At 72.7% G+C, this 18,824-nt stretch carries 17 protein-coding genes; 12 read left to right on the top strand and 5 right to left on the bottom strand.

Annotation, left to right across the window (positions count from 1 at the left end; all coding sequences use genetic code 11):
- Window positions 1-2: 2 nt before the first annotated feature.
- The 6 genes from R2E43_RS09385 to R2E43_RS09360 all read left to right on the top strand — a co-directional run bounded on the left by R2E43_RS09385 (window position 3) and on the right by R2E43_RS09360 (window position 6,395).
- Window positions 3-791 carry a GntR family transcriptional regulator gene (locus tag R2E43_RS09385; RefSeq protein ID WP_003973173.1) on the top strand — a complete coding sequence of 263 codons (789 nt, stop codon included), beginning with the start codon at window positions 3-5 and terminating at the stop codon, window positions 789-791.
- 212 nt (window positions 792-1,003) lie between these two features.
- Window positions 1,004-2,311: a D-tagatose-bisphosphate aldolase, class II, non-catalytic subunit gene (locus R2E43_RS09380; protein WP_136207295.1), complete on the top strand. Its 1,308-nt coding sequence runs from the start codon at window positions 1,004-1,006 to the stop codon at window positions 2,309-2,311.
- Window positions 2,308-3,465, top strand: a complete 1,158-nt coding sequence (locus tag R2E43_RS09375; RefSeq protein ID WP_011030496.1) for an AgaS family sugar isomerase — start codon at window positions 2,308-2,310, stop codon at window positions 3,463-3,465. Before R2E43_RS09380 ends, R2E43_RS09375 begins: the two co-directional genes overlap by 4 nt.
- Window positions 3,466-3,514: 49 nt before the next feature.
- Entirely contained in the window at window positions 3,515-4,507 is a 993-nt protein-coding gene (locus R2E43_RS09370) for a BadF/BadG/BcrA/BcrD ATPase family protein (RefSeq protein WP_193485530.1), read from the top strand.
- Window positions 4,504-5,442, top strand: coding sequence for a DMT family transporter (locus R2E43_RS09365; RefSeq protein ID WP_332056109.1), 939 nt, complete (start codon window positions 4,504-4,506; stop codon window positions 5,440-5,442). The genes R2E43_RS09370 and R2E43_RS09365 overlap by 4 nt, the downstream gene beginning before the upstream one ends.
- A 104-nt stretch (window positions 5,443-5,546) precedes the next feature.
- A complete protein-coding gene (locus tag R2E43_RS09360; RefSeq protein ID WP_003973168.1) occupies window positions 5,547-6,395 on the top strand; it encodes a class II fructose-bisphosphate aldolase in 849 nt (282 codons plus the stop codon).
- A 54-nt stretch (window positions 6,396-6,449) separates the two neighbouring features.
- Here the strand turns inward: R2E43_RS09360 and R2E43_RS09355 are convergent, their stop codons facing one another.
- The gene (locus R2E43_RS09355) at window positions 6,450-7,253 is read right to left on the bottom strand and encodes a VOC family protein (RefSeq protein ID WP_003973167.1); all 804 of its coding nucleotides are present in this window, start codon (window positions 7,251-7,253) and stop codon (window positions 6,450-6,452) included.
- Window positions 7,254-7,488: 235 nt separating this feature from the next.
- On the opposite strand from R2E43_RS09355, the gene R2E43_RS09350 reads away from it, so the two are divergent.
- A complete protein-coding gene (locus R2E43_RS09350) occupies window positions 7,489-8,340 on the top strand; it encodes a sulfurtransferase (RefSeq protein WP_003973166.1) in 852 nt (283 codons plus the stop codon).
- A 283-nt stretch (window positions 8,341-8,623) separates the two neighbouring features.
- Here R2E43_RS09350 and sepH read toward each other — a convergent pair whose 3' ends face one another.
- Entirely contained in the window at window positions 8,624-9,682 is a 1,059-nt protein-coding gene (gene sepH / locus R2E43_RS09345; RefSeq protein WP_003973165.1) for a septation protein SepH, read from the bottom strand.
- 472 nt (window positions 9,683-10,154) lie between these two features.
- On the opposite strand from sepH, the gene R2E43_RS09340 reads away from it, so the two are divergent.
- Window positions 10,155-11,039: an ICP22 family protein gene (locus R2E43_RS09340; RefSeq protein ID WP_332056108.1), complete on the top strand. Its 885-nt coding sequence runs from the start codon at window positions 10,155-10,157 to the stop codon at window positions 11,037-11,039.
- Here R2E43_RS09340 and R2E43_RS09335 read toward each other — a convergent pair.
- Window positions 10,963-12,300: a D-arabinono-1,4-lactone oxidase gene (locus R2E43_RS09335; protein WP_003973163.1), complete on the bottom strand. Its 1,338-nt coding sequence runs from the start codon at window positions 12,298-12,300 to the stop codon at window positions 10,963-10,965. The two genes, R2E43_RS09340 and R2E43_RS09335, sit on opposite strands and share 77 nt — an antisense overlap.
- On the bottom strand, window positions 12,242-13,498 hold the full coding sequence (locus R2E43_RS09330) for an MFS transporter (protein ID WP_003973162.1): 1,257 nt from the start codon (window positions 13,496-13,498) through the stop codon (window positions 12,242-12,244). The genes R2E43_RS09335 and R2E43_RS09330 overlap by 59 nt, the downstream gene beginning before the upstream one ends.
- 162 nt (window positions 13,499-13,660) lie before the next feature.
- On the opposite strand from R2E43_RS09330, the gene R2E43_RS09325 reads away from it, so the two are divergent.
- Window positions 13,661-14,788: a ferrochelatase gene (locus tag R2E43_RS09325; protein WP_003973161.1), complete on the top strand. Its 1,128-nt coding sequence runs from the start codon at window positions 13,661-13,663 to the stop codon at window positions 14,786-14,788.
- 8 nt (window positions 14,789-14,796) lie between these two features.
- Window positions 14,797-15,615 carry an inositol monophosphatase family protein gene (locus tag R2E43_RS09320; RefSeq protein WP_030864986.1) on the top strand — a complete coding sequence of 273 codons (819 nt, stop codon included), beginning with the start codon at window positions 14,797-14,799 and terminating at the stop codon, window positions 15,613-15,615.
- Window positions 15,616-16,171: 556 nt separating this feature from the next.
- Here R2E43_RS09320 and R2E43_RS09315 read toward each other — a convergent pair.
- On the bottom strand, window positions 16,172-16,345 hold the full coding sequence (locus tag R2E43_RS09315) for a hypothetical protein (protein ID WP_007387792.1): 174 nt from the start codon (window positions 16,343-16,345) through the stop codon (window positions 16,172-16,174).
- 427 nt (window positions 16,346-16,772) lie between these two features.
- Between R2E43_RS09315 and R2E43_RS09310 the strand changes: the two genes are divergently transcribed.
- Together R2E43_RS09310 and R2E43_RS09305 are read left to right on the top strand one after the other, a co-directional pair.
- The gene (locus R2E43_RS09310) at window positions 16,773-17,426 is read left to right on the top strand and encodes a response regulator transcription factor (protein WP_003993508.1); all 654 of its coding nucleotides are present in this window, start codon (window positions 16,773-16,775) and stop codon (window positions 17,424-17,426) included.
- A 6-nt stretch (window positions 17,427-17,432) separates the two neighbouring features.
- Window positions 17,433-18,677, top strand: a complete 1,245-nt coding sequence (locus tag R2E43_RS09305) for a sensor histidine kinase (protein WP_003973157.1) — start codon at window positions 17,433-17,435, stop codon at window positions 18,675-18,677.
- Window positions 18,678-18,824 lie beyond the last annotated feature (147 nt).

Here is an 18,824-nt window from a genome sequence, read left to right as displayed (position 1 = left end):
GTATGACCGAAGCGAGTACGCCGATGCCCAGGGGCCTCTTCGCCGACGACGCCCTCCCGCTGTACGAGCGCACGGCCGCGCGGCTCCTCGACGACCTGCGTGCCGCCGCCGCCCGCCCCGGTGACCGGCTGCCCTCCGAGCGGGCCATGGTCACTCGGTACGCCGTCTCGCGCGTGACGCTGCGGGCCGCCCTCGCCCAGCTGGAGGCGCGAGGCGTCGTACGGCCGTCGTCGTCGCGCGGGTGGTTCGTCGCCGAACCCGGCCTGTTCCCCGAAACGGTGACGGCGCCGGCCTCGACCGTCCCCCAGGTCCAGGGATTCGCCGACTACGCCGAGGCCAACGGTCTGAGGACGGCCAGCAAGGTGCTCTCCGCCACCGTCCGCCCGGCCACCGTGGCGGAGGCCGAGCAGCTCCGGATCGCCCCGGGCGCCGACCTCTTCGACCTCCACCGGCTGCGCTTCCTGGACGGCCTGCTGGTCGTGCTGGAGCACAACCGGCTGCCGCTGTCGGCCTGCCCGGCCCTGGCCGACGCCGACTTCAGCACCGCCTCGCTGTACGCCACCCTGCGCGCCGCCGACCCGCCGCAGCTTCCCCGGGTCGCCGACTACTCGGTCGAAGCCCGCCACCCGACGGCACGGGAGATGGAGCTGCTCGAGATCGGGGCGACCATGCCGATGCTGGTCGCGACCCAGCTGACCTCCAACCAGGAGGGCCGCCCGATCGAACTGACCGTCCAGGTCTACCGGGGGGACCGCTACCGGTTCCGGGCCTCCATCACCAACCAGACCTGAACCGGCCGGACCAGACCGGTCCCGAACCCGCCCGAGCCGGGCGTCGGAGCACCCGACGCCCGGCTCGACGCCGTTTCGCCGGGCGTCGAGGCATACCAGAAGCAGACCAATAAAGCCTATTGACGGCCAAAAATAAGACCAGTAACGTTCCGCATGAGCTTCGGGCCATCGCGGCAAACGGGCTCAAATTGCACTTCAGTGAGGGGTTGGCGATGCAGAGCCCGTTGGACGAGGTCGTCCGGCGTCAGAAGGCCGGACGACCACAGGGCATCACCTCCGTGTGCTCGGCCCATCCGCTGGTCATCGAGGCGGCCGTGCTGCAGGCACGCGAGACCGGTGGTCCGGTACTGGTGGAGGCGACCTCGAACCAGGTCGACCAGTACGGCGGCTACACGGGCCTGCGGCCCGCGGACTTCCGTGACCTCGTGTACGGCATCGCGACGGAACACGGTCTGCCGCTGGACCGCGTCGTTCTCGGCGGCGACCATCTCGGACCGAACCGGTGGCAGTCCCTGACGCCCGACGAGGCGATGGGGCAGGCCGACGCACTGGTCGCGGCCTACGCGGAGGCGGGCTTCACCAAGATCCACCTGGACTGCAGCTTCGCCTGCGCCGGTGACCCCGCACCACTGACCGACGACGTGGTCGCCGAACGCGCCGCGCGTCTGATCCGGGTGGCCGAGGACACGGTGGGCCCGGAGCGGGCGGAGCGGATCCGGTATGTGATCGGTACCGAGGTGCCGACGCCCGGCGGCGCGCACGAGACGCTCGGCGCTCTGGTGCCCACCACGCCCGAGGCGGCGCGCACGACCCTGGAGCAGCACCGGAAGGCGTTCGCCCGGCACGGCGTCGAAGGGGCCTGGCCCCGCGTCATGGCCCTGGTGGTGCAGCCGGCCGTGGAGTTCGACCACCTGCGGGTCGTCGACTACCGGCGGGAGGCGACCGAGGAACTGCGCAAGGTCCTCGACGACGAGCCCACCATGGTCTACGAGGCCCACTCGACCGACTACCAGACCGCCGAGGCGCTCACCGCGCTGGTCGAGGACCACTGGGCGGTCCTCAAGGTGGGCCCCGGTCTGACCTTCGCCCTGCGCGAGGCCCTGTTCGCCCTCGCCGCGATCGAGGACGAGCTGGTGCCGGCCGGCGAGCGGTCACGGCTGCCCGAGGTCGTCGAGCGGCGGATGCTCGCCGAGCCCGCCCAGTGGGAGGGCTACTACCCCGGCGGCGACGCCGAGCAGCGCCTCGCACGCCGCTACAGCTACAGCGACCGGATGCGCTACTACTGGACCGACCCCGAGATCGAAGCGGCCCAGGCCCGTCTGCTGGCCAACCTCTCGGCCGCGGCCGTCCCGTTGCCCCTGCTCAGCGCGCACCTTCCGCTCCAGTACGCCCGGGTCCGCCGCGGCGAGCTCGCCCCGCGCCCGCGCGAACTGGCCGTGGACCACGTCCGCGACGTCCTGCGCGACTACGACCGCGCCGCCGACCAGAACCGGAACCAGAACCAGAGGGAGTTCGTGTGACCACGCCCCCCGGCACGCTGCCCGTCGACGACAGCGCCGTCCACACCGTCCGTGAGATCGCCCAGCAGCCCGCCCTGTGGCGGGAGGTCGACCGGATCGTCGGAGCCTCCAGGGAAGCGCTGGACGCGTTCCTGGATCCGCTCGTGGCACGCGGCGACCTGCGCGTGGTGCTCACCGGCGCCGGGACCTCCGCGTTCGCCGGCCAGGTGCTCCAGCCCTCCCTGGCACGGCACCTGGGGCGGCGCGTCGACGCGGTTCCCACCACGGACCTCGTCGCCGACCCCCGCGGGTGCCTCGCCGAGGACCTGCCCACGCTGCTGGTCTCCTTCGCACGGTCGGGTGACAGCCCGGAGTCCGTCGCCGCCACCGCCCTGGCCGACCAGGTCCTCTCCGAGGTGCACCACCTCGTGATCACCTGCAACGAGCAGGGCCGCCTGGCGCGCGAGCACACGCGGCGGCCGCGGTCGCACGTGCTGCTGATGCCGGCCGCGTCCAACGACCGCGGCTTCGCCATGACGTCGAGCTTCACCTGCATGACGCTCGCGGCCCTGCTCGCCCTGGGCAAGGACGCCCGCGACGGGGTCGCCGAACGCCTGGCACGGGCAGCGGAGTCGATCATCGAGGACGGCGCCGCCGACCGCACGGCCGGCGCCCTGGTGGACCGCGCACCCGAGCGCATCGTCTTCCTCGGCAGCGGCCCGCTGAAGGGCCTCGCCGAGGAGTCGGCGCTGAAGGTGCTGGAGCTCACCGGCGGGACGCTCATGGCCGTCGCGGAGTCGTCGCTGGGCTTCCGGCACGGTCCCAAGGCGGTGCTCAACGAACGCTCGGTCGCGGTGGTGTACGTGTCGAACGACCCGTACACCCGCCGGTACGACCACGACATCGTCGCGGAGCTGCGCGGAAACCTTCCCGTCGGCAGCGTCGTCGCGGTGTCCGCGGAGAGCGGCGCGGGAACGGAGGGCGCCGACGCCTGGCCGCTCCCGGGCCTCGGCGACGTCGAGGACGCCGCCCTGGCACTGCCCGCCGTGGTGTACGCCCAGCTCATCGCCCTGCGCGCCTCCCAGGCCCGGGGTCTGCGGCCCGACAACCCGTTCCCCTCGGGTGAGGTCAACCGCGTGGTGCAGGGCGTGACCCTGCACTCCTTGAACGACTGATCGAAGTCAGCGACGGCGCGGATCGAGGGCGCCGGACGGAGGTACGACGATGTTCCTGGGTGTCGACGGCGGCGGTACGAAAACCGCGTTCTGTCTGGTCGACCGGTCCGGACAAGTGGTGGCGCGTGCCCAGGCGGCAAGTTCGTACTACTTCTCCCACGGCATCGAGCTGGTCGAGCGTGTGCTGAGGGAAGGGGTCGACACCGTCTGCGCGGCGGCCGGACTGTCCCCGGCCGACATCGAGTACGCCTTCTTCGGCCTGCCCGGCTACGGGGAGGCGGCCCGCGACCTGCCCGTCCTCGACGCGACACCGCGGGCGGTGCTCGGGCACGACCGCTACGCGTGCGACAACGACATGGTCTGCGGCTGGGCGGGTTCGCTGGGCGCGGCCGACGGCATCAACGTCATCAGCGGCACCGGTTCGATGACCTACGGCGAGCGGCAGGGCCGGGGTGTGCGCATCGGCGGCTGGAGCGAGTCGTTCGGCGACGAGGGATCGGCGTACTGGATCGCGATCCGCGGCCTCAACGCCTTCTCCCGGATGAGCGACGGACGGCTCCCCGAGGGCCCCCTGGCCGGGGTGTTCCGAAGCAGACTCGGTCTGGAGTCGGACCTCGACGTGATCGACGTCGTGCACAACCGGTGGCAGGGCGACCGGGGCCGGATCGCCGCACTGAGCCGCTCGGTGGCCGAGGCGGCAGCGTCGGGCGACGAGACCGCCGCGGCGATCCTCGCGGAGGCCGGCCGCGAACTCGCCCTGCTGGTCGAAGCCACCCGAGAACGGCTCGGGTTCGGCCCGGACGAGACCGTGCCCGTCTCCTACTCCGGCGGTACCTTCGGCGCCGCCCCGGTCCTGGAGGCGTTCACCACCGGACTGAAGATCCGTTTCGCGGGCTACGAGCTGCGACACCCCCTGTACGAGCCCGTCGTGGGCGCCGCCCTGTACGCGGCGAAACTCGCTGGAACCCCGCTCGACCGGCCGGCGCTCGACGCGCTGCGCAAGGCCTCAGGGTCCCCCGCCTCAGGAGAGGACGAACAATGAAGAACGGCACAAGAGGCTGGATCCTGTACGCGTCGCTGCTGGTCCTGTTCTGGGGTGTGTGGGGCGCCTTCTCCAGCGAGCCCAACAGCAGGTACGGCTACCCCAACGAGATGATCTACATCATCTGGGCCTTCACGATGCTCATCCCCGCGTACTTCGCGATGCGCGGCAATACCTTCGACCGCAGGCCCGTCGCCGCGAGGTACGGCCTGATCGCGGGCCTCACCGGCGCCGGCGGACAACTGCTGCTGTTCCAGGCGCTCGCCGACGGCCCCGCGTACCTGATCTTCCCCCTGGTGTCCCTCTCCCCGGTGATCACCGTCCTCATGGCGACGGTGCTGCTGCGGGAGCGGATCACCCGGCTGGCCGTCGTGGGCGTGGTCGCGGCGCTGGTGGCGATCGTGCTGCTCGGCATCCCCAGTGGCGGGGGCGACTCGGGCGCGCACGGCCCGTGGCTGCCGATGGCCATCCTGATCTGCGTCGCCTGGGGTGTGCAGGCGTTCTGCATGCGCAAGGCCGCGCTCGTCGGGGTCAACGACGCGACCACCTTCGGGTGGATGACCATCAGCGGACTGCTGCTGGTTCCGGTGGCGTTCGCGATCATGGGCGGTTTCCCGTCCGGGGCTCCCTGGCAGGCGCCGGCCCTCACCGCGGTGACCCAGGTCCTCAACGCGGTCGGCGCGCTGTTCCTGGTCATGGCGTTCAGCCGGGGCAAGGCCACCGTGGTCGCCCCCATCACCAACGCACTCGCCCCCGTCCTGACCATCGTGCTGTCCCTGGCGGTCTACCAGACGCTGCCCAGCGTGTGGGGCGCCCTCGGCATCGTGCTCGCCCTCGCGGGTTCGACGCTGATGGTCTACAGCGACGAGAAGAGCGGCGAGAGTTCCGTGGCGCCGGGTGCGGCGGACGACGACGTCAGTTCCGTCGCACGCTAGTCCCGAACGCCCACCCACCCGTACCGGCCGGTGCGGACGGCAACCGCCGTACCGGCCGGACCGACCGACCGTCGAAGCAACACGAAAGCGAGGGGGACACCCCCATGCCCCTGGTTCCCACGCGCGAACTCGTCTCGGAGGCCGCCGTCGCCGGCCGGGCCGTCGCGGCGTTCAACGTGATCACGCTGGAGCACGCCGAGGCGATCGCCTCCGGTGCGCAGGCCGCGGGCGCCCCCGTGATCCTGCAGATCAGCGAGAACGCCGTGCGGTTCCACGGCGGCCGGGTGGAGCCGATCGCCCGGGCCGCGGCAGAGGTCGGCAAGGCCTGTGACGTCGACGTCGCACTGCACCTGGACCACGTGACGGACCCGCGGCTGCTGCACGGGGCGGCCGACGCGGGGTTCTCCTCCGCGATGTTCGACGCCGGGGCGCAGCCCTACGCCGAGAACCTCGCCGCCACCCGCGCCGCGGCGCAGTGGGCCCACGGCGCGGGTCTGTGGCTGGAGGCCGAACTCGGGTACGTGGGGGGCAAACCCGACGCCCCCGCGAGCGCCCACGCGGCCGGGGTGCGCACCGACCCGCAGGAAGCGGCGCGCTACGTGGCGGACACCGGCGTGGACGCGCTGGCCGTCGCCGTCGGCAGCAGCCACGCGATGACCGAACGCTCCGCGTCCCTGGACCACGCGCTGATCGAACGGCTCCGGGAGGCCGTGCCGGTGCCGCTGGTACTGCACGGTTCGTCGGGAGTCGGGGACGACGAACTGCGGCGGGCCGTCCGGGCGGGCATCCTGAAGGTCAACGTCGGCACCGCCCTCAACATCGCCTTCACCGGCGCGGTCCGCGAGACGCTGGCGGCGCGCCCCGATCTGACGGACCCCCGCCCCTACGTCGCCCGCGGCCGGGAGGCGATGGCGGAGACGGTACGTGCCCTGCTCGCCGTGGTGAGCGGCTGAGCGGGGCCGAGGCCTGCGGGGTCCCGCAGGCGTACGGCCGGCCCCGTCACCGCGTCACCGCTGCGCGTGCAGCAGCGTGAACCGCGCCCCCTCCGGATCCGCCACCGTCGCCACCCGGCCGTGGGGCGTGTCGTGGGCCGGGGCCAGCACGTGCCCGCCCAGGTCGACGAGGCGCGCCGCGGACTCGTCCGTGTCGGCCACCTCGAAGTACGTCGTCCAGTGCGGCCCCCGGTCGCGCGGCAGGGCGTCGCCCACGCCGTGGATGCCGGCGACCGGACGGCCCTCGATGCGCAGGGTCACGTAGTCGCGGTCGGCGGAGGGATCCGGGAGCAGTTCGAAACCGAAGACCGTCTCGTAGAACTTGGCGACGCCCGCCGCCTCGTACGTCAGCAGTTCGTTCCAGGCCGGTGTGCCGGGCCGGCCCGTGACGGCCGTGCCCAGGTGTGCGGCCGCCTGCCACACTCCGAAGACGGCGCCGGCCGGGTCGGAGCCCAGGGCCATGCGGCCGGCCTCGCCCGCGTCCAGGGGGCCGACGCCGACCGTGCCACCGCACAGGCGCACCGTTTCCGCCGTCCGGTTGACGTCGTCGGAGGCGAAGTACGGCGTCCAGGCGGTGGGCAGTTGCCGGTCCGGGGGCAGCTGCCCGATGCCGGCCACCTCCCGCCCGTCGAGCAGGGCCCGGGCGTAGGGGCCCAGTTGCTGAGGGCCGGGCCGGAACTCCCAGCCGAACAGGGCACCGTAGAAGTCGTGGGTGGCGGCCGGTCCGTGCACCATCAGACTCACCCAGCAGGGCGTGCCGGGCGCGCGTCGGGCGTTCGTCTCGCCGATCCGGCCGTCCGATCCCCGTGCGTCGGTCATCGTCACCCTCTTCTCGGCCCTCCGCGGGCCGTGCGTCCGCTTCCGCTCCGACGGGCCTCGGCACCGGCACCGGGATCCGGTGCGTGCTTCGGGCGTGCTCGCGCTCGTGGGGCAGCCCGCCTGCCCGGGCAGTACAGCATGTGGCCGAACACGTACGCCTCGTGACCGGTACTGTCCGGCGGGCAGAGTAGCCCGACAACGACGCCTCGGCCACTCGGTACGTCAGGATGGGGCCATGAACGCCATCATCTCCGCATCCGAACTCGCCGACGAACTGGCGGGCCCCAATCCGCCCGTCCTGCTCGACGTCCGCTGGCAGCTGAGCACGGCGAAGGCGGCCGGTGCCCCGCCGTTCGACGGCCGGGCCGAGTACGCGGCCGGGCACCTGCCCGGTGCCGTCTACGTCGACCTGGACCGCGAACTCGCCTCCGCGCCCGGCGTGAACGGCCGGCACCCGCTGCCCGAGGTGGGGGAGTTCGGCGCGGCGATGCGCCGGGCGGGCGTGTCGCACGGGCGGCCGGTCGTGGTCTACGACGGCGGGCAGGGATGGGCGGCGGCCCGCGCCTGGTGGCTGCTGCGCTGGACGGGTCACCCGAACGTGCGGGTCCTCGACGGCGGGTTGCCGTCCTGGGAGGCGCCGCTGTCGGCGGACGTCCCGGCGCCCGCGGAGGGCGACTTCACGCCGGTGCCGGGCGCGACGGGCCTGCTGGACGCGGACGGGGCGGCCGCGCTGGCCCGGTCCGGGGTGCTGTTCGACGCCCGCGCGGGGGAGCGTTACCGGGGCGAGGTCGAGCCGATCGATCCGGTCGGCGGCCACATCCCGGGCGCCGTGTCCGCGCCGACGACCGCCAACGTGGCCCCGGACGGGCACTTCCTGCCCGCAGAGGAACTCCGGGCACGCTTCAAGACCCTCGGCGCCACGGAGGACGGCGCGGTCGGCGTGTACTGCGGCTCGGGCGTGTCGGCTGCCCACGAAGTGCTCGCCCTGGCGGTGGCGGGGATTCCGGCGGCGCTGTACGTGGGCTCCTGGTCCGAGTGGTCCTCGGACCCGGCCCGGCCGGTCGCGGTGGGCCCCGACCCGCAGTAGAGAGGTGCGCCGCGCGTAGGTGGCGGACTCGCGCGCAAGGAGGCCCGGGTCACCGCAAGTGGGACCCCGGACCGGGGTGCGGCGGGGCCACGTCCGCCGGGAGCGGGGGGCTGTCCGGAGGCAGGACCTCGCACCGAGGGTGGCGCAGCGCCCGCACGAGGGCGGCACCCGCCGGCCCGTCCGCGGCACGTCCGTACGCGCAGTCGGCCGGTGGCACGCAAGCGGGGCCGCACCCACCCGGGTGCGGCCCCGACCTCGGTCACGTCATCCGGCGAAGACCGGACTACTCCTGCTTCTTGCGCCGTGTGCCGAACACGATCTCGTCCCAGCTCGGCACCGCCGCGCGGCGACCCGGCCGGACGCCGTCGGCCTCGGCCTGGCGGTCGGTGGAGCCGGTGAGGCGGTCGCGGTGACTCGCCACCGAGCGCGGCATGAGCACGTCGGCATAGGCGGAACCGGCCGACGCGGCGGGCGCGGGCGGCTCCTCCACCTCGGGTTCCTCGACGGGCTCCTCCACCGGATCCGGAGCGCGCTCGGGCACCACCAGGTCGCCGCGGAAGCTCGGTACGGCCTCCAGCAGGCTGGTGAGCGAGTCGCGTTCGCGCTCGGCCGATGCGGTGGCCGCGGTGTCGTCGGCCGGCTCGGACGGCGGCGGGGGCAGGCTCGGACGCTCCCGCTGCTCCCGGTCGAGGGTGCGGTCCAGCGGCCGGTCGCGCGGCAGTCGGGCGATGCGCGGCACGAACGGGAAGCTGGGCTCGGGCGCGGCGAGGTCGTCGGACTCCCCGATCAGCGCACGTGCCTCCGCGTCGACGGCCTGGACGAGCCGCCGGGGCGGGTCGTACGTCCAGCTCGCCGAGTGCGGTTCGCCCGCGACCAGGTAGACCAGCAGGACCTCCCAGGTGCCGTCGTCGCGGCGCCAGGAGTCCCACTGGACGGTGTCCTTGTCGGCGCCGCGCAGCAGCAGCCGCTCCTGGACGGCCTCGCCGAGGGGCGGTCCGGAGTTCTCGCCGGGGCGGCGGACGGGGGTCTTGCGGGCCCGCTCCGCCATGAAGGCGCGCTCGGCCAGCACGGGGCCCTCGAAGCGCCGTACGCGATCGACGGGGATGCCGGCCATCTGGGCGACCTCTTCCGCGGTCGCGCCGGCACGTATACGCGCCTGGATGTCGCGGGGGCGGAGATGGCTCTCCACCTCGATCTCGATCTGGCCGAGGCGGGGACGGTCGCCGCGTACGGCGGCACGGAGCCGCTCGTCGATCGGAAGCGTGTACTCCGTGCTGTCCGCAGCCTTCAGCACCAGCCGTGTGCCGTCATTCGAGACGGCCACGACACGCAGTTCGGGCATGGGGACCTCCCGGGTGGTGCCTGCCGACGTCACGTGCGTCGCTGCTTCCGCTCTGTCGAGTGTGGCCTGCCCGGGTGCAGCCTGCCACAACCTTGCCGAGTTGCCCGGCGTGTCGGGCGCGGGCCCTGGATCGCCGTTATGGCACGGTTACCTGTTCGCAACGCTAAGTGACCAACCTCGTCACCCTGTGCAACTAGCCCCCTCCCGGCGGTCCTTCAAGGTGCCGGACCCCCTGTCGGGAGACCAGCTCCAGGGCTCGCAACAGTACTCCATTCGGACCACGTGCGTGGATTGGCGCGCCGCCCAACTTCTGGCAAGAGGTGGCGCCCGGCCGTCCCGGGCGCGATTTCCGCGATCTTGGACGTGGCGTACTTCACGCAATCACCAGAAACGGAACTAATGGTTTCGGCCGCACGTCCCTTTCTCATGCAGTTGATCGATCCCGTACGGGAAAGGCAGGCAAGGTCCGACGATGCGTGAAAGGTCCGATGACGCGGGCGTGGCGGACGTGGGTTCGAAGGGGGAGTCCAGGCGCATCGACCTGAGCGTCCCCCAGGTCGCGGGCAGCGCCCTGGCGGCGGTGGTGGCCGCCAAACTCGCCTCCTCCTTCGGTGTGTACGGCACGATCGCCGGAGCCGGCCTGATCAGTGTCGTCGCCACCTGCGGGGGCTCGGTGCTCCAGCACTTCTTCAAGCGCACCGGGGAGCAGATCCGGGTGAAGCGCACCGTCGCCGCCGTGCGGATCGACGGGCGAACCGCGTCGGTACCGGCCGCGAGGCCGGACCCGAACCGGGCCTCGGCCTCGGGGGAGTTCACCGAGGGCACCGTCTACCGCACGCGGACCAGGGGCTGGCGCCGCCCGCTGGTCGCGGCGGCCCTCGTCTTCGGCGTCACCATGGCCGGGATCACGGTGTACGAGGTCGCCTCCGGCCAGAACCTGAGCGGCGGACACAGCACCACCGTCGGCAGCGCCTTCACCGGCCACGGCAAGTCCGCCGCCGATTCGGGGGAGTCCGGGGAGTCCGGCGACTCCGGTGGCACGGAAGACCCCCAGGACGGCCGGGACTCCGGCGACTCGGGCGACGCGAAGGACTCCGGTTCCGGGAGCGAAGCCCCGGCCCCCACCCCCTCCGGGAGCCCGGACGCCACCGACGGGAGCCCGTCGTCCGGCGCCGGTTCGACGGAGGGCGGCAGTACGGAGTCCAGCCCGACGCCCACCCCGGACGCCGGCGGCGACGAAGAGGCCGGCGGCACCGGAGCCCCCGACCCGGACGCCTCGGCTACGGCCCCAGAACCCGGCGCAAGTAGTCGTTCTGGAACAGGCGGTCAGGGTCAAGACGGTCCCGCAGCGCCGTGAACTCGGCGAAGCGCGGATACACCCGGGAGAAGTACCCGGCGTCCCGGGTGTGCACCTTGCCCCAGTGCGGCCGGCCCTCGTGCGCCGTGAAGATCCGCTCGGCGGCGGTGAAGTACGCCTGGTAGGGCGTGCCCCGGAACATGTGCACGGCGATGTACGCGCTGTCGCGGGCCGACGCGGTGGACAGCGTGATGTCGTCGGCCGGGGCCGTGCGCACCTCGACCGGGAAGCTGATCCGCAGCCGTGAGCGGTCGACCATCGTCCTCAGTTCGCGCAGCACCTCGACGACGGCCTCGCGCGGAACGGCGTACTCCATCTCCACGAACCGCACCCGGCGCGGGGATGTGAAGACCTTGTAGGGAGTGTCCGTGTACGTCCGCGCGGAGAGCGCCCGGCTGGAGATCCGGGCGATCGACGGGATGGTGGCGGGCGCCGCGCGGCCGACCCAGTTGACCGCCTGGAAGAGGCCGTTGGAGAGGAACTCGTCGTCCAGCCAGCCCTGGAACCGGCCCACCGGCCGCTCCGGACCGGCGCTGCGGTTGTTGCGCTTGGTGTTGGTGCTGTTGGTGTGCGGGAACCAGTAGAACTCGAAGTGCTCGTTCTCGGACCACAGCGCGTCGAAGTCGGCCAGGACCCGGTCGAACGGCATCGGTTCCTCGCGGGCCGTGAGCAGGAAGACCGGCTCCACGGCGAAGGTGATCGCCGTGACGACGCCCAGTGCTCCGAGGCCGATCCGGGCGGCGGCGAACACCTCGGGGTTCTCGTCCGCGGAGCAGGTCAGCACCGAGCCGTCCGCCGTGACCAGTTCCAGGCCGCGGATCTGGGCGGCGATCGAGGCCGAGTCGCGGCCGGTGCCGTGGGTGCCGGTGCTGGTGGCCCCGGAGACGGTCTGCTCCATGATGTCGCCCATGTTGGTCAGCGACAGGCCCTCACGCGCGAGCGCCATGTTGAGCCTCTTGAGCGGGGTGCCGGCCTCCACCGTGACCGTCATGGCGTCGCGATCAATGCTGCGGATGCCCGTCAACAGTTGAGGCCGGATCAACACACCGTCCGTCGCGGCTATCGACGTGAACGAGTGCCCGGTGCCGACCGCCTTGACCCGCTGCCCGTCCTCGGCCGCCCGGCGGACGGCGTCGGCCAGTTCGTCGACGGAGGCGGGAGTGACCTCCCGCGCGGGGCGCGCCGAGACGTTTCCGCCCCAGTTACGCCATGTGCCGTTCCGGCCGCTCGTCCTGCCGCTCGCCGTGCGTGTGCTGCTCAACGGTCCCTCCCCGACGCGGTTCCGGCCGCTTGAGCCGGCGGTACCCGAGGAAACCGACCGCGACCGCGACGGCCCCGGCCACCGCCGGAACCCCGTACCCGGCACGCGCCCCGGAGGCGTCGATCACCCAGCCTCCCGCGGAGGAGCCGAGCGCGACCCCCACCGCGAGTCCGGTGCTCACCCAGGTCATGCCCTCGGTGAGCTGCGTGCGCGGTACGTGCTCTTCGATGAGGGACATGGTCGTGATCATCGTGGGAGCGATGGACAGACCCGCAACGAACAGCGCCGCGGCCAGAAACGGCAGGTTTCCGACCAGTAGGAGGGGGATCATACTCACGGCCATCGCACACACGCCCAGGAGCCAGCGGCGTTCCGGCGGACCGGCGAAGCGCAGCAGCCCGAAAATCATGGCGGCCGTGCACGACCCCGCCGCGTAGAGGGCGAGGACGAGGCTGGCGGCGGCCTTGTGCCCCTGCTCCTCGGCGAACGCCACGGTGACGACGTCGATGGCCCCGAAGATCGTCCCCGTGGCCGCGAAGGTGCCCACCAGGACCTGGAGTCCCCGGGAGCGCAGCGCCGTGCCGCCGCCCTTGTGCTCGCGCGGGTGCGGTTCCGGCTCGGTGGCGCGCTGCGAGGTCAGCCAGAAGACGCCCGTCGCCAGGAAGCAGGCGGCGAGCAGCGGGCCGGCCTCCGGGAACCAGGCCGTGGACAGGCCGATGGAGATGATCGGGCCGAAGATGAAGCAGACCTCGTCCACCACGGACTCGAAGGAGTACGCCGTGTGCAGCTGCGGCGTGCCCCGGTACAGGGCCGCCCAGCGGGCCCGGACCATCGCGCCGAGACTCGGCACGCAGCCGATGCCGACGCAGGCCGCGAACAGCACCCAGTCCGGCCACCCGTAGTGCGCGGCGGGCAGCAGCACCGCCGCCGCGGTCAGCGACACCAGCGTCGCCGGGCGCAGTACCCGGCGCTGTCCGTACCGGTCCACCAGGCGGGAGACCTGCGGACCGGCCACGGCGGCGGCGAGCGCGATGGTGGCCGACAGCGCCCCGGCCAGTCCGTACCGCCCGGTGAGCTGCGAGATCATCGTCACCACGCCGATGCCCATCATCGACAGCGGCATCCGGCCGAGGAAACCCGCGGTGGAGAAGCCCTTGGTGCCGGGGGCGGCGAACAGGGCGCGGTAGGGACTGGCCAACGAGGTCTCCGGAGCGGCTCGGTCACGGCTGGGTAAGGTGCGAACGCGGTCGATACAGCTTACTCGTCGGTGCGGCCGGAAACACCCCCTCGGACCTGGTGAAACGCACGGTCGGTACCCCACCGTTTTCCCGCTGTCAGTGCCGGGTGGCAGGATCGGGGCATGCCAGACGTGCTCGATGCCAGCCCCTACGACGCCCTGCTCCTGCTCTCGTTCGGCGGCCCGGAGGGGCCGGACGACGTGGTCCCGTTCCTGGAGAACGTGACCCGGGGGCGCGGCATCCCCAAGGAACGCCTCAAGGAAGTCGGACAGCACTACTTCCTCTTCGGCGGCGTCAGCCCGATCAACGACCAGAACCGCGCCCTGCTGGACGCCCTGCGCAAGGACTTCGCCGAGCACGGCCTGGACCTGCCGGTCTACTGGGGCAACCGCAACTGGGCGCCGTATCTGACGGACACCCTGCGCGAGATGGTCGGCGACGGCCGGCGCCGCATCCTGGTCCTCGCCACCAGCGCCTACGCCTCCTACTCGGGCTGCCGCCAGTACCGCGAGAACCTCGCGGACGCGCTCGCCGCCCTGGAGTCCGAAGGGCTGGAGCTGCCGAAGATCGACAAGCTCCGGCACTACTTCAACCACCCCGGCTTCGTCGAGCCCATGGTCGACGGAGTCGTCCGCTCCCTCGCCGAGCTGCCCGCGGAGGTCAGGGACGGCGCGCACATCGCGTTCTGCACCCACTCGATCCCCACCTCCGCCGCCGACGGCTCCGGGCCGGTCGAGGAGCACGGCGACGGCGGGGCGTACGTGCGCCAGCACCTGGACGTGGCGCGGCTGATCGCCGACGCCGTCCGCGAGCGCACCGGCGTCGACCACCCCTGGCAGCTCGTCTACCAGTCGCGCTCGGGCGCCCCGCACATCCCGTGGCTGGAGCCCGACATCTGCGACCACCTGGAGGAGCGGCAGGCGGCCGGTGTCCCCGCGGTGGTCATGGCCCCCATCGGGTTCGTCTCCGACCACATGGAGGTTCTGTACGACCTCGACACGGAGGCCACCGCCAAGGCCGAGGAGCTGGGGCTGCCGGTGCGCCGCTCGGCCACCGTGGGCGCCGACCCGCGGTTCGCCGCGGCCGTCCGCGACCTGGTCCTGGAGCGGGCGGGCGACGAGCGCGGGCAGGAGGTCACGCCCTGCGCCCTCGGCACGCTCGGCGCGAGCCACAACCTGTGCCCGGTCGGCTGCTGCCCGGCCCGTGCCCCCCGGCCCGCCGCCGCGGGTGCCGACAGTCCCTACGCGTGAGGAGCCCCGTGACCGACGTGACGCCCGACCCGCTCCGTGCCGACCTGCTGAAGATCGCCCAGGAGGCCGCCCACCGCGCGGGCGAGCTGCTGCGGGACGGCCGCCCGGCCGACCTCGCGGTCGCCGCCACCAAGTCCAGCCCGATCGACGTGGTCACCGAGATGGACATCGCGGCGGAGAAGCTGATCACCGGGTTGATCGCCGAGCGCCGTCCCGACGACGGCTTCCTCGGCGAGGAGGGCGCCGCCACGGAGGGCACCAGCGGCGTCCGCTGGGTCATCGACCCGCTCGACGGCACGGTGAACTACCTCTACGGACTGCCCACCTGGGCCGTTTCCATCGCCGCCGAGCAGGACGGCGAGCGGGTGGCCGGCGTGGTCGTGGCCCCGATGCGGGGCGAGTCCTACCACGCGGTGCTGGGCGGCGGCGCCTGGGCGACGGGCGCCTGGGAGGGCGAACACAGGCTCGCCTGCCGGACCGCCGCCCCACTGGACCAGGCACTGGTCTCCACCGGCTTCAACTACGTCGCCGACGTCCGCGCGGAGCAGGCGGAGATCGCGCGGCGGCTGATTCCGCTGGTGCGGGACATCCGGCGCGGCGGCTCGGCGGCGATCGACCTGTGCGACGTGGCCGCGGGACGCCTCGACGGCTACTACGAGCGCGGGCTGCACCCCTGGGACCTCGCGGCGGGCGACCTGATCGCCCGGGAGGCGGGCGCGGTGACCGGTGGCCGCCCCGGTGAGCGCCCCACCGGCGCCCTGACCATCGCCGCCACCCCGGCCGTCTTCGAACCCCTCCAGCGACTCCTGACGGACTTCGGAGCGTAGGCCTCCGGCGGCCGGACGCAGGATGGGCGCCGGTCGGCGCGGGGGAGTGCCGTCGCGCCCGCCCCCGGGCGAGTTCGGCGGGGCCGTCCGTTCGGGCCGGGTTCGTGCGAGTGGCCCGTCGGCCGCCACGCCGAGCGCGTGCGTCCGGACGGTGCGTCCGTCCCAGCGGGCCGGTGCCGGGTTCCTCGGCCGATCGGTTCAGCGGCCCGCCCGCACGACGCCGCAGGCGCCGGCGAGTCGGCCGGTGACGCCCGTGCGGGCGGGTTTCGCGCGCGGAGGCGGCGACCGCCCCTCTGGCCCGTGGCCGGATCGGCGAGGGCATCCGTGCTGCCCGACCCGGCCACGCGCCCTGCCCCGGCAGCCCACCCGCGCTGCGCGGCAGTTCTGCCCGGGACCGCTCCGCGCGCACCGCACCCGCCGTCGCCGACGAGGGCGGGCAACTCACCTCAGGACGGCAAGGCGCACGACGAGGGCGGGCAACTCATCGCAGGACGGCAAGGCGCACGACGAGGCCCCGGCGCTGGATCTCGCCGGGGCCTCGTCCTGCGCGGGCCGATCAGGCGTTGGTCGCGCTGACCTCCACACCGTGCTCGGCAGCGAGACGGCGCAGATCGTCGAGCTCGCCCAGCTCCACCTCGACAAGGAACTCGTCGCCCTCGTCGCGGGCCCGGGACAGGTCGGACTCGGTCGTCTTTATGCGCTGCAGAAGTCCTGCGGTGAAAGCGTCCATGCTGCGCCCCCTCGTCCTGGGTCGTGGGTCGTTGGCACGGGGGTGTGCCGATCGGAAGGGGCGATCACGCCTCCGGTGGAGTGCCCAGCGCTGCCCTGCCGGGCGGCGACCGTGCCGGACACCCACGCCCGCTCTGCGGAAGCGGACCGCGGCGTACCGCGCGGTAACGCGGTACAGGCAGAGCGTGATCGCGGGGTGTAAAGCCGTCCTCCCCCAGCTCCCCTTCGCGGAAACCTCAACCACACGAGAAAATCTCGCATTCCCGCTCACGAGGCCTTTCCGCGCCCTGCTTCGGCACCGGCTCCTCACCCGGCTTACAGCCGACTTATGGCCGAAAAGGGCAGGATGGAGGCAACACACCCACCAGGCCCCTGCCCTCGTGCGTCCGAGAAGCGCTACGCGGGTGGACACAGGAAGGACAAGCGACGTGCGCGTACTCGTCGTCGAGGACGAGCAGCTGCTCGCCGATGCGGTGGCCACCGGACTGCGCCGGGAGGCCATGGCCGTCGACGTCGTGTACGACGGCGCGGCCGCCCTGGAGCGCATCGGCGTCAACGACTACGACGTGGTCGTCCTCGACCGCGACCTCCCCCTCGTGCACGGCGACGACGTCTGCCGCAAGATCGTCGAACTGGGCATGCCCACGCGCGTGCTCATGCTCACGGCCTCCGGCGACGTCAGCGACCGGGTCGAGGGCCTGGAGATCGGCGCCGACGACTACCTGCCCAAGCCCTTCGCGTTCAGCGAGCTGATCGCCCGCGTGCGGGCCCTGGGCCGGCGCACCAGCGTGCCGCTGCCGCCGGTTCTGGAGCGGGCCGGGATCAAGCTCGACCCCAACCGCCGGGAGGTCTTCCGGGACGGCAAGGAGGTGCAGCTCGCACCCAAGGAGTTCGCCGTCCTGGAGGTCCTCATGCGCAGCGAGGGCGCCGTGGTCTCCGCGGAGCAGCTCCTGGAGAAGGCCTGGGACGAGAACACCGACCCCTTCACCAACGTCGTGCGCGTGACCGTCATGACCCTGCGCCGCAAGCTGGGCGAGCCGCCCGTCATCGTCACCGTCCCCGGCTCCGGCTACCGGATCTGACCGGCCGTGGCGACGACACCCGCGCCCCCCGGGGCGCCCCCCAAGCCCACGTGGGACCCGCGCTCGGCCACGCCCCTGCCGTGGCTGCGCCCCACCATCCGGATAAGGCTCACGCTGCTGTACGGCGGCATGTTCCTGATCGCCGGCATCCTGCTGCTGTCGATCATCTACCTGCTCGCCGCCCAGGCGGTGCGCACCGGCAACGAACCGCTGTACAAGATCGTCGACTTCACCGACCTCAAGGTCTCCAGCAGCACCTGTCCCGTGGTCGACAACGGCGGCCTGTCGCTGTCCGACTTCAACGCCGCCATCAGCGACTGCATGGACCACCAGCGCAAGGTCGCCCTGGACAATCTGCTCAGCCGCTCCCTGCTGGCGCTCCTCGGCCTCGCCGTGATCGCCTTCGCCTTCGGCTACGCCATGGCCGGGCGCGTCCTGTCCCCGCTGGGGCGGATCACCCGCACCGCGCGCGCGGTGGCCGGCTCCGACCTCTCCCGCCGCATCGAGCTGGACGGCCCGGACGACGAGCTGAAGGAGCTGGCCGACACCTTCGACGACATGCTGGAGCGGCTGCAGCGGGCCTTCACCGCCCAGCAGCGCTTCGTCGGCAACGCCTCCCACGAGCTGCGCACGCCGCTGGCGATCAACCGCACGCTCCTGGAGGTGCACCTGTCCGACCCGGGTGCCCCGGTGGAGCTCCAGCAGCTGGGCAAGACGCTGCTCGCCACCAACGAACGCAGCGAGCTGCTGGTCGAGGGCCTGCTCCTGCTGGCCCGCAGCGACAACCAGATCGTCGAGCGCAAACCGGTGGATCTCGCCGAGGTGGCCGGCCAGGCCATCGACCAGGTGCACGCCGAGGCCGAGAGCAAGGGCGTGGAGGTCCGCGGCACCCGCGAGGCCGCGGTGGTCCAGGGCAACGGCGTCCTGCTGGAGCGGATCGCCCTGAACCTCGTCCAGAACGCCGTGCGCTACAACGTGGCCGGACAGGGCTGGGTGGAGGTCGCCACCGCCGTCGAGAACGGCCAGGCGGTCCTGGTGGTCACCAACACCGGCCCCGTCGTACCGGCGTACGAGGTGGACAACCTCTTCGAGCCGTTCCGGCGGCTGCGCACCGAGCGGACGGGCAGCGACAAGGGCGTGGGCCTCGGACTGTCCATCGCGCGGTCCGTGGCCCGGGCGCACGGCGGCCACATCTCCGCCCAGCCGCGCGAGGGCGGAGGGCTCGTGATGCGCGTGACGCTCCCCGTCTGAGATCATGACCCCGACATCTCACCGAGACCCGAGGATGTTCGCTTTGAGCGGAATTTCCAGGCCACCGGCCCTGGAGTCGCCTGTGTGATCGATCACAGCGGAGGCTTTCCCGCCCTCCACTCTCCGTGATCATGCACCCTGTCGGAA

The organism is Streptomyces violaceoruber, assembly GCF_033406955.1.
Lineage (GTDB): Bacteria > Actinomycetota > Actinomycetes > Streptomycetales > Streptomycetaceae > Streptomyces > Streptomyces violaceoruber.
The sequence above is the reverse complement of the archived record's forward strand: the minus strand, read 5'-3'. Positions and strand labels throughout refer to the sequence as shown.

Excerpts from the sequence above, each read along its gene's own strand:
- R2E43_RS09360 (WP_003973168.1), top strand. The coding sequence starts at position 5,547 with ATGCCCCTGGTTCCCACGCGCGAACTCGTCTCGGAGGCCGCCGTCGCC.
- R2E43_RS09355 (WP_003973167.1), bottom strand. The coding sequence starts at position 7,253 with ATGACCGACGCACGGGGATCGGACGGCCGGATCGGCGAGACGAACGCC.
- R2E43_RS09350 (WP_003973166.1), top strand. The coding sequence starts at position 7,489 with ATGAACGCCATCATCTCCGCATCCGAACTCGCCGACGAACTGGCGGGC.
- sepH (WP_003973165.1), bottom strand. The coding sequence starts at position 9,682 with ATGCCCGAACTGCGTGTCGTGGCCGTCTCGAATGACGGCACACGGCTG.
- R2E43_RS09385 (WP_003973173.1), top strand. The coding sequence starts at position 3 with ATGACCGAAGCGAGTACGCCGATGCCCAGGGGCCTCTTCGCCGACGAC.
- R2E43_RS09365 (WP_332056109.1), top strand. The coding sequence starts at position 4,504 with ATGAAGAACGGCACAAGAGGCTGGATCCTGTACGCGTCGCTGCTGGTC.
- R2E43_RS09380 (WP_136207295.1), top strand. The coding sequence starts at position 1,004 with ATGCAGAGCCCGTTGGACGAGGTCGTCCGGCGTCAGAAGGCCGGACGA.
- R2E43_RS09325 (WP_003973161.1), top strand. The coding sequence starts at position 13,661 with ATGCCAGACGTGCTCGATGCCAGCCCCTACGACGCCCTGCTCCTGCTC.
- R2E43_RS09340 (WP_332056108.1), top strand. The coding sequence starts at position 10,155 with ATGCGTGAAAGGTCCGATGACGCGGGCGTGGCGGACGTGGGTTCGAAG.
- R2E43_RS09370 (WP_193485530.1), top strand. The coding sequence starts at position 3,515 with ATGTTCCTGGGTGTCGACGGCGGCGGTACGAAAACCGCGTTCTGTCTG.
- R2E43_RS09315 (WP_007387792.1), bottom strand. The coding sequence starts at position 16,345 with ATGGACGCTTTCACCGCAGGACTTCTGCAGCGCATAAAGACGACCGAG.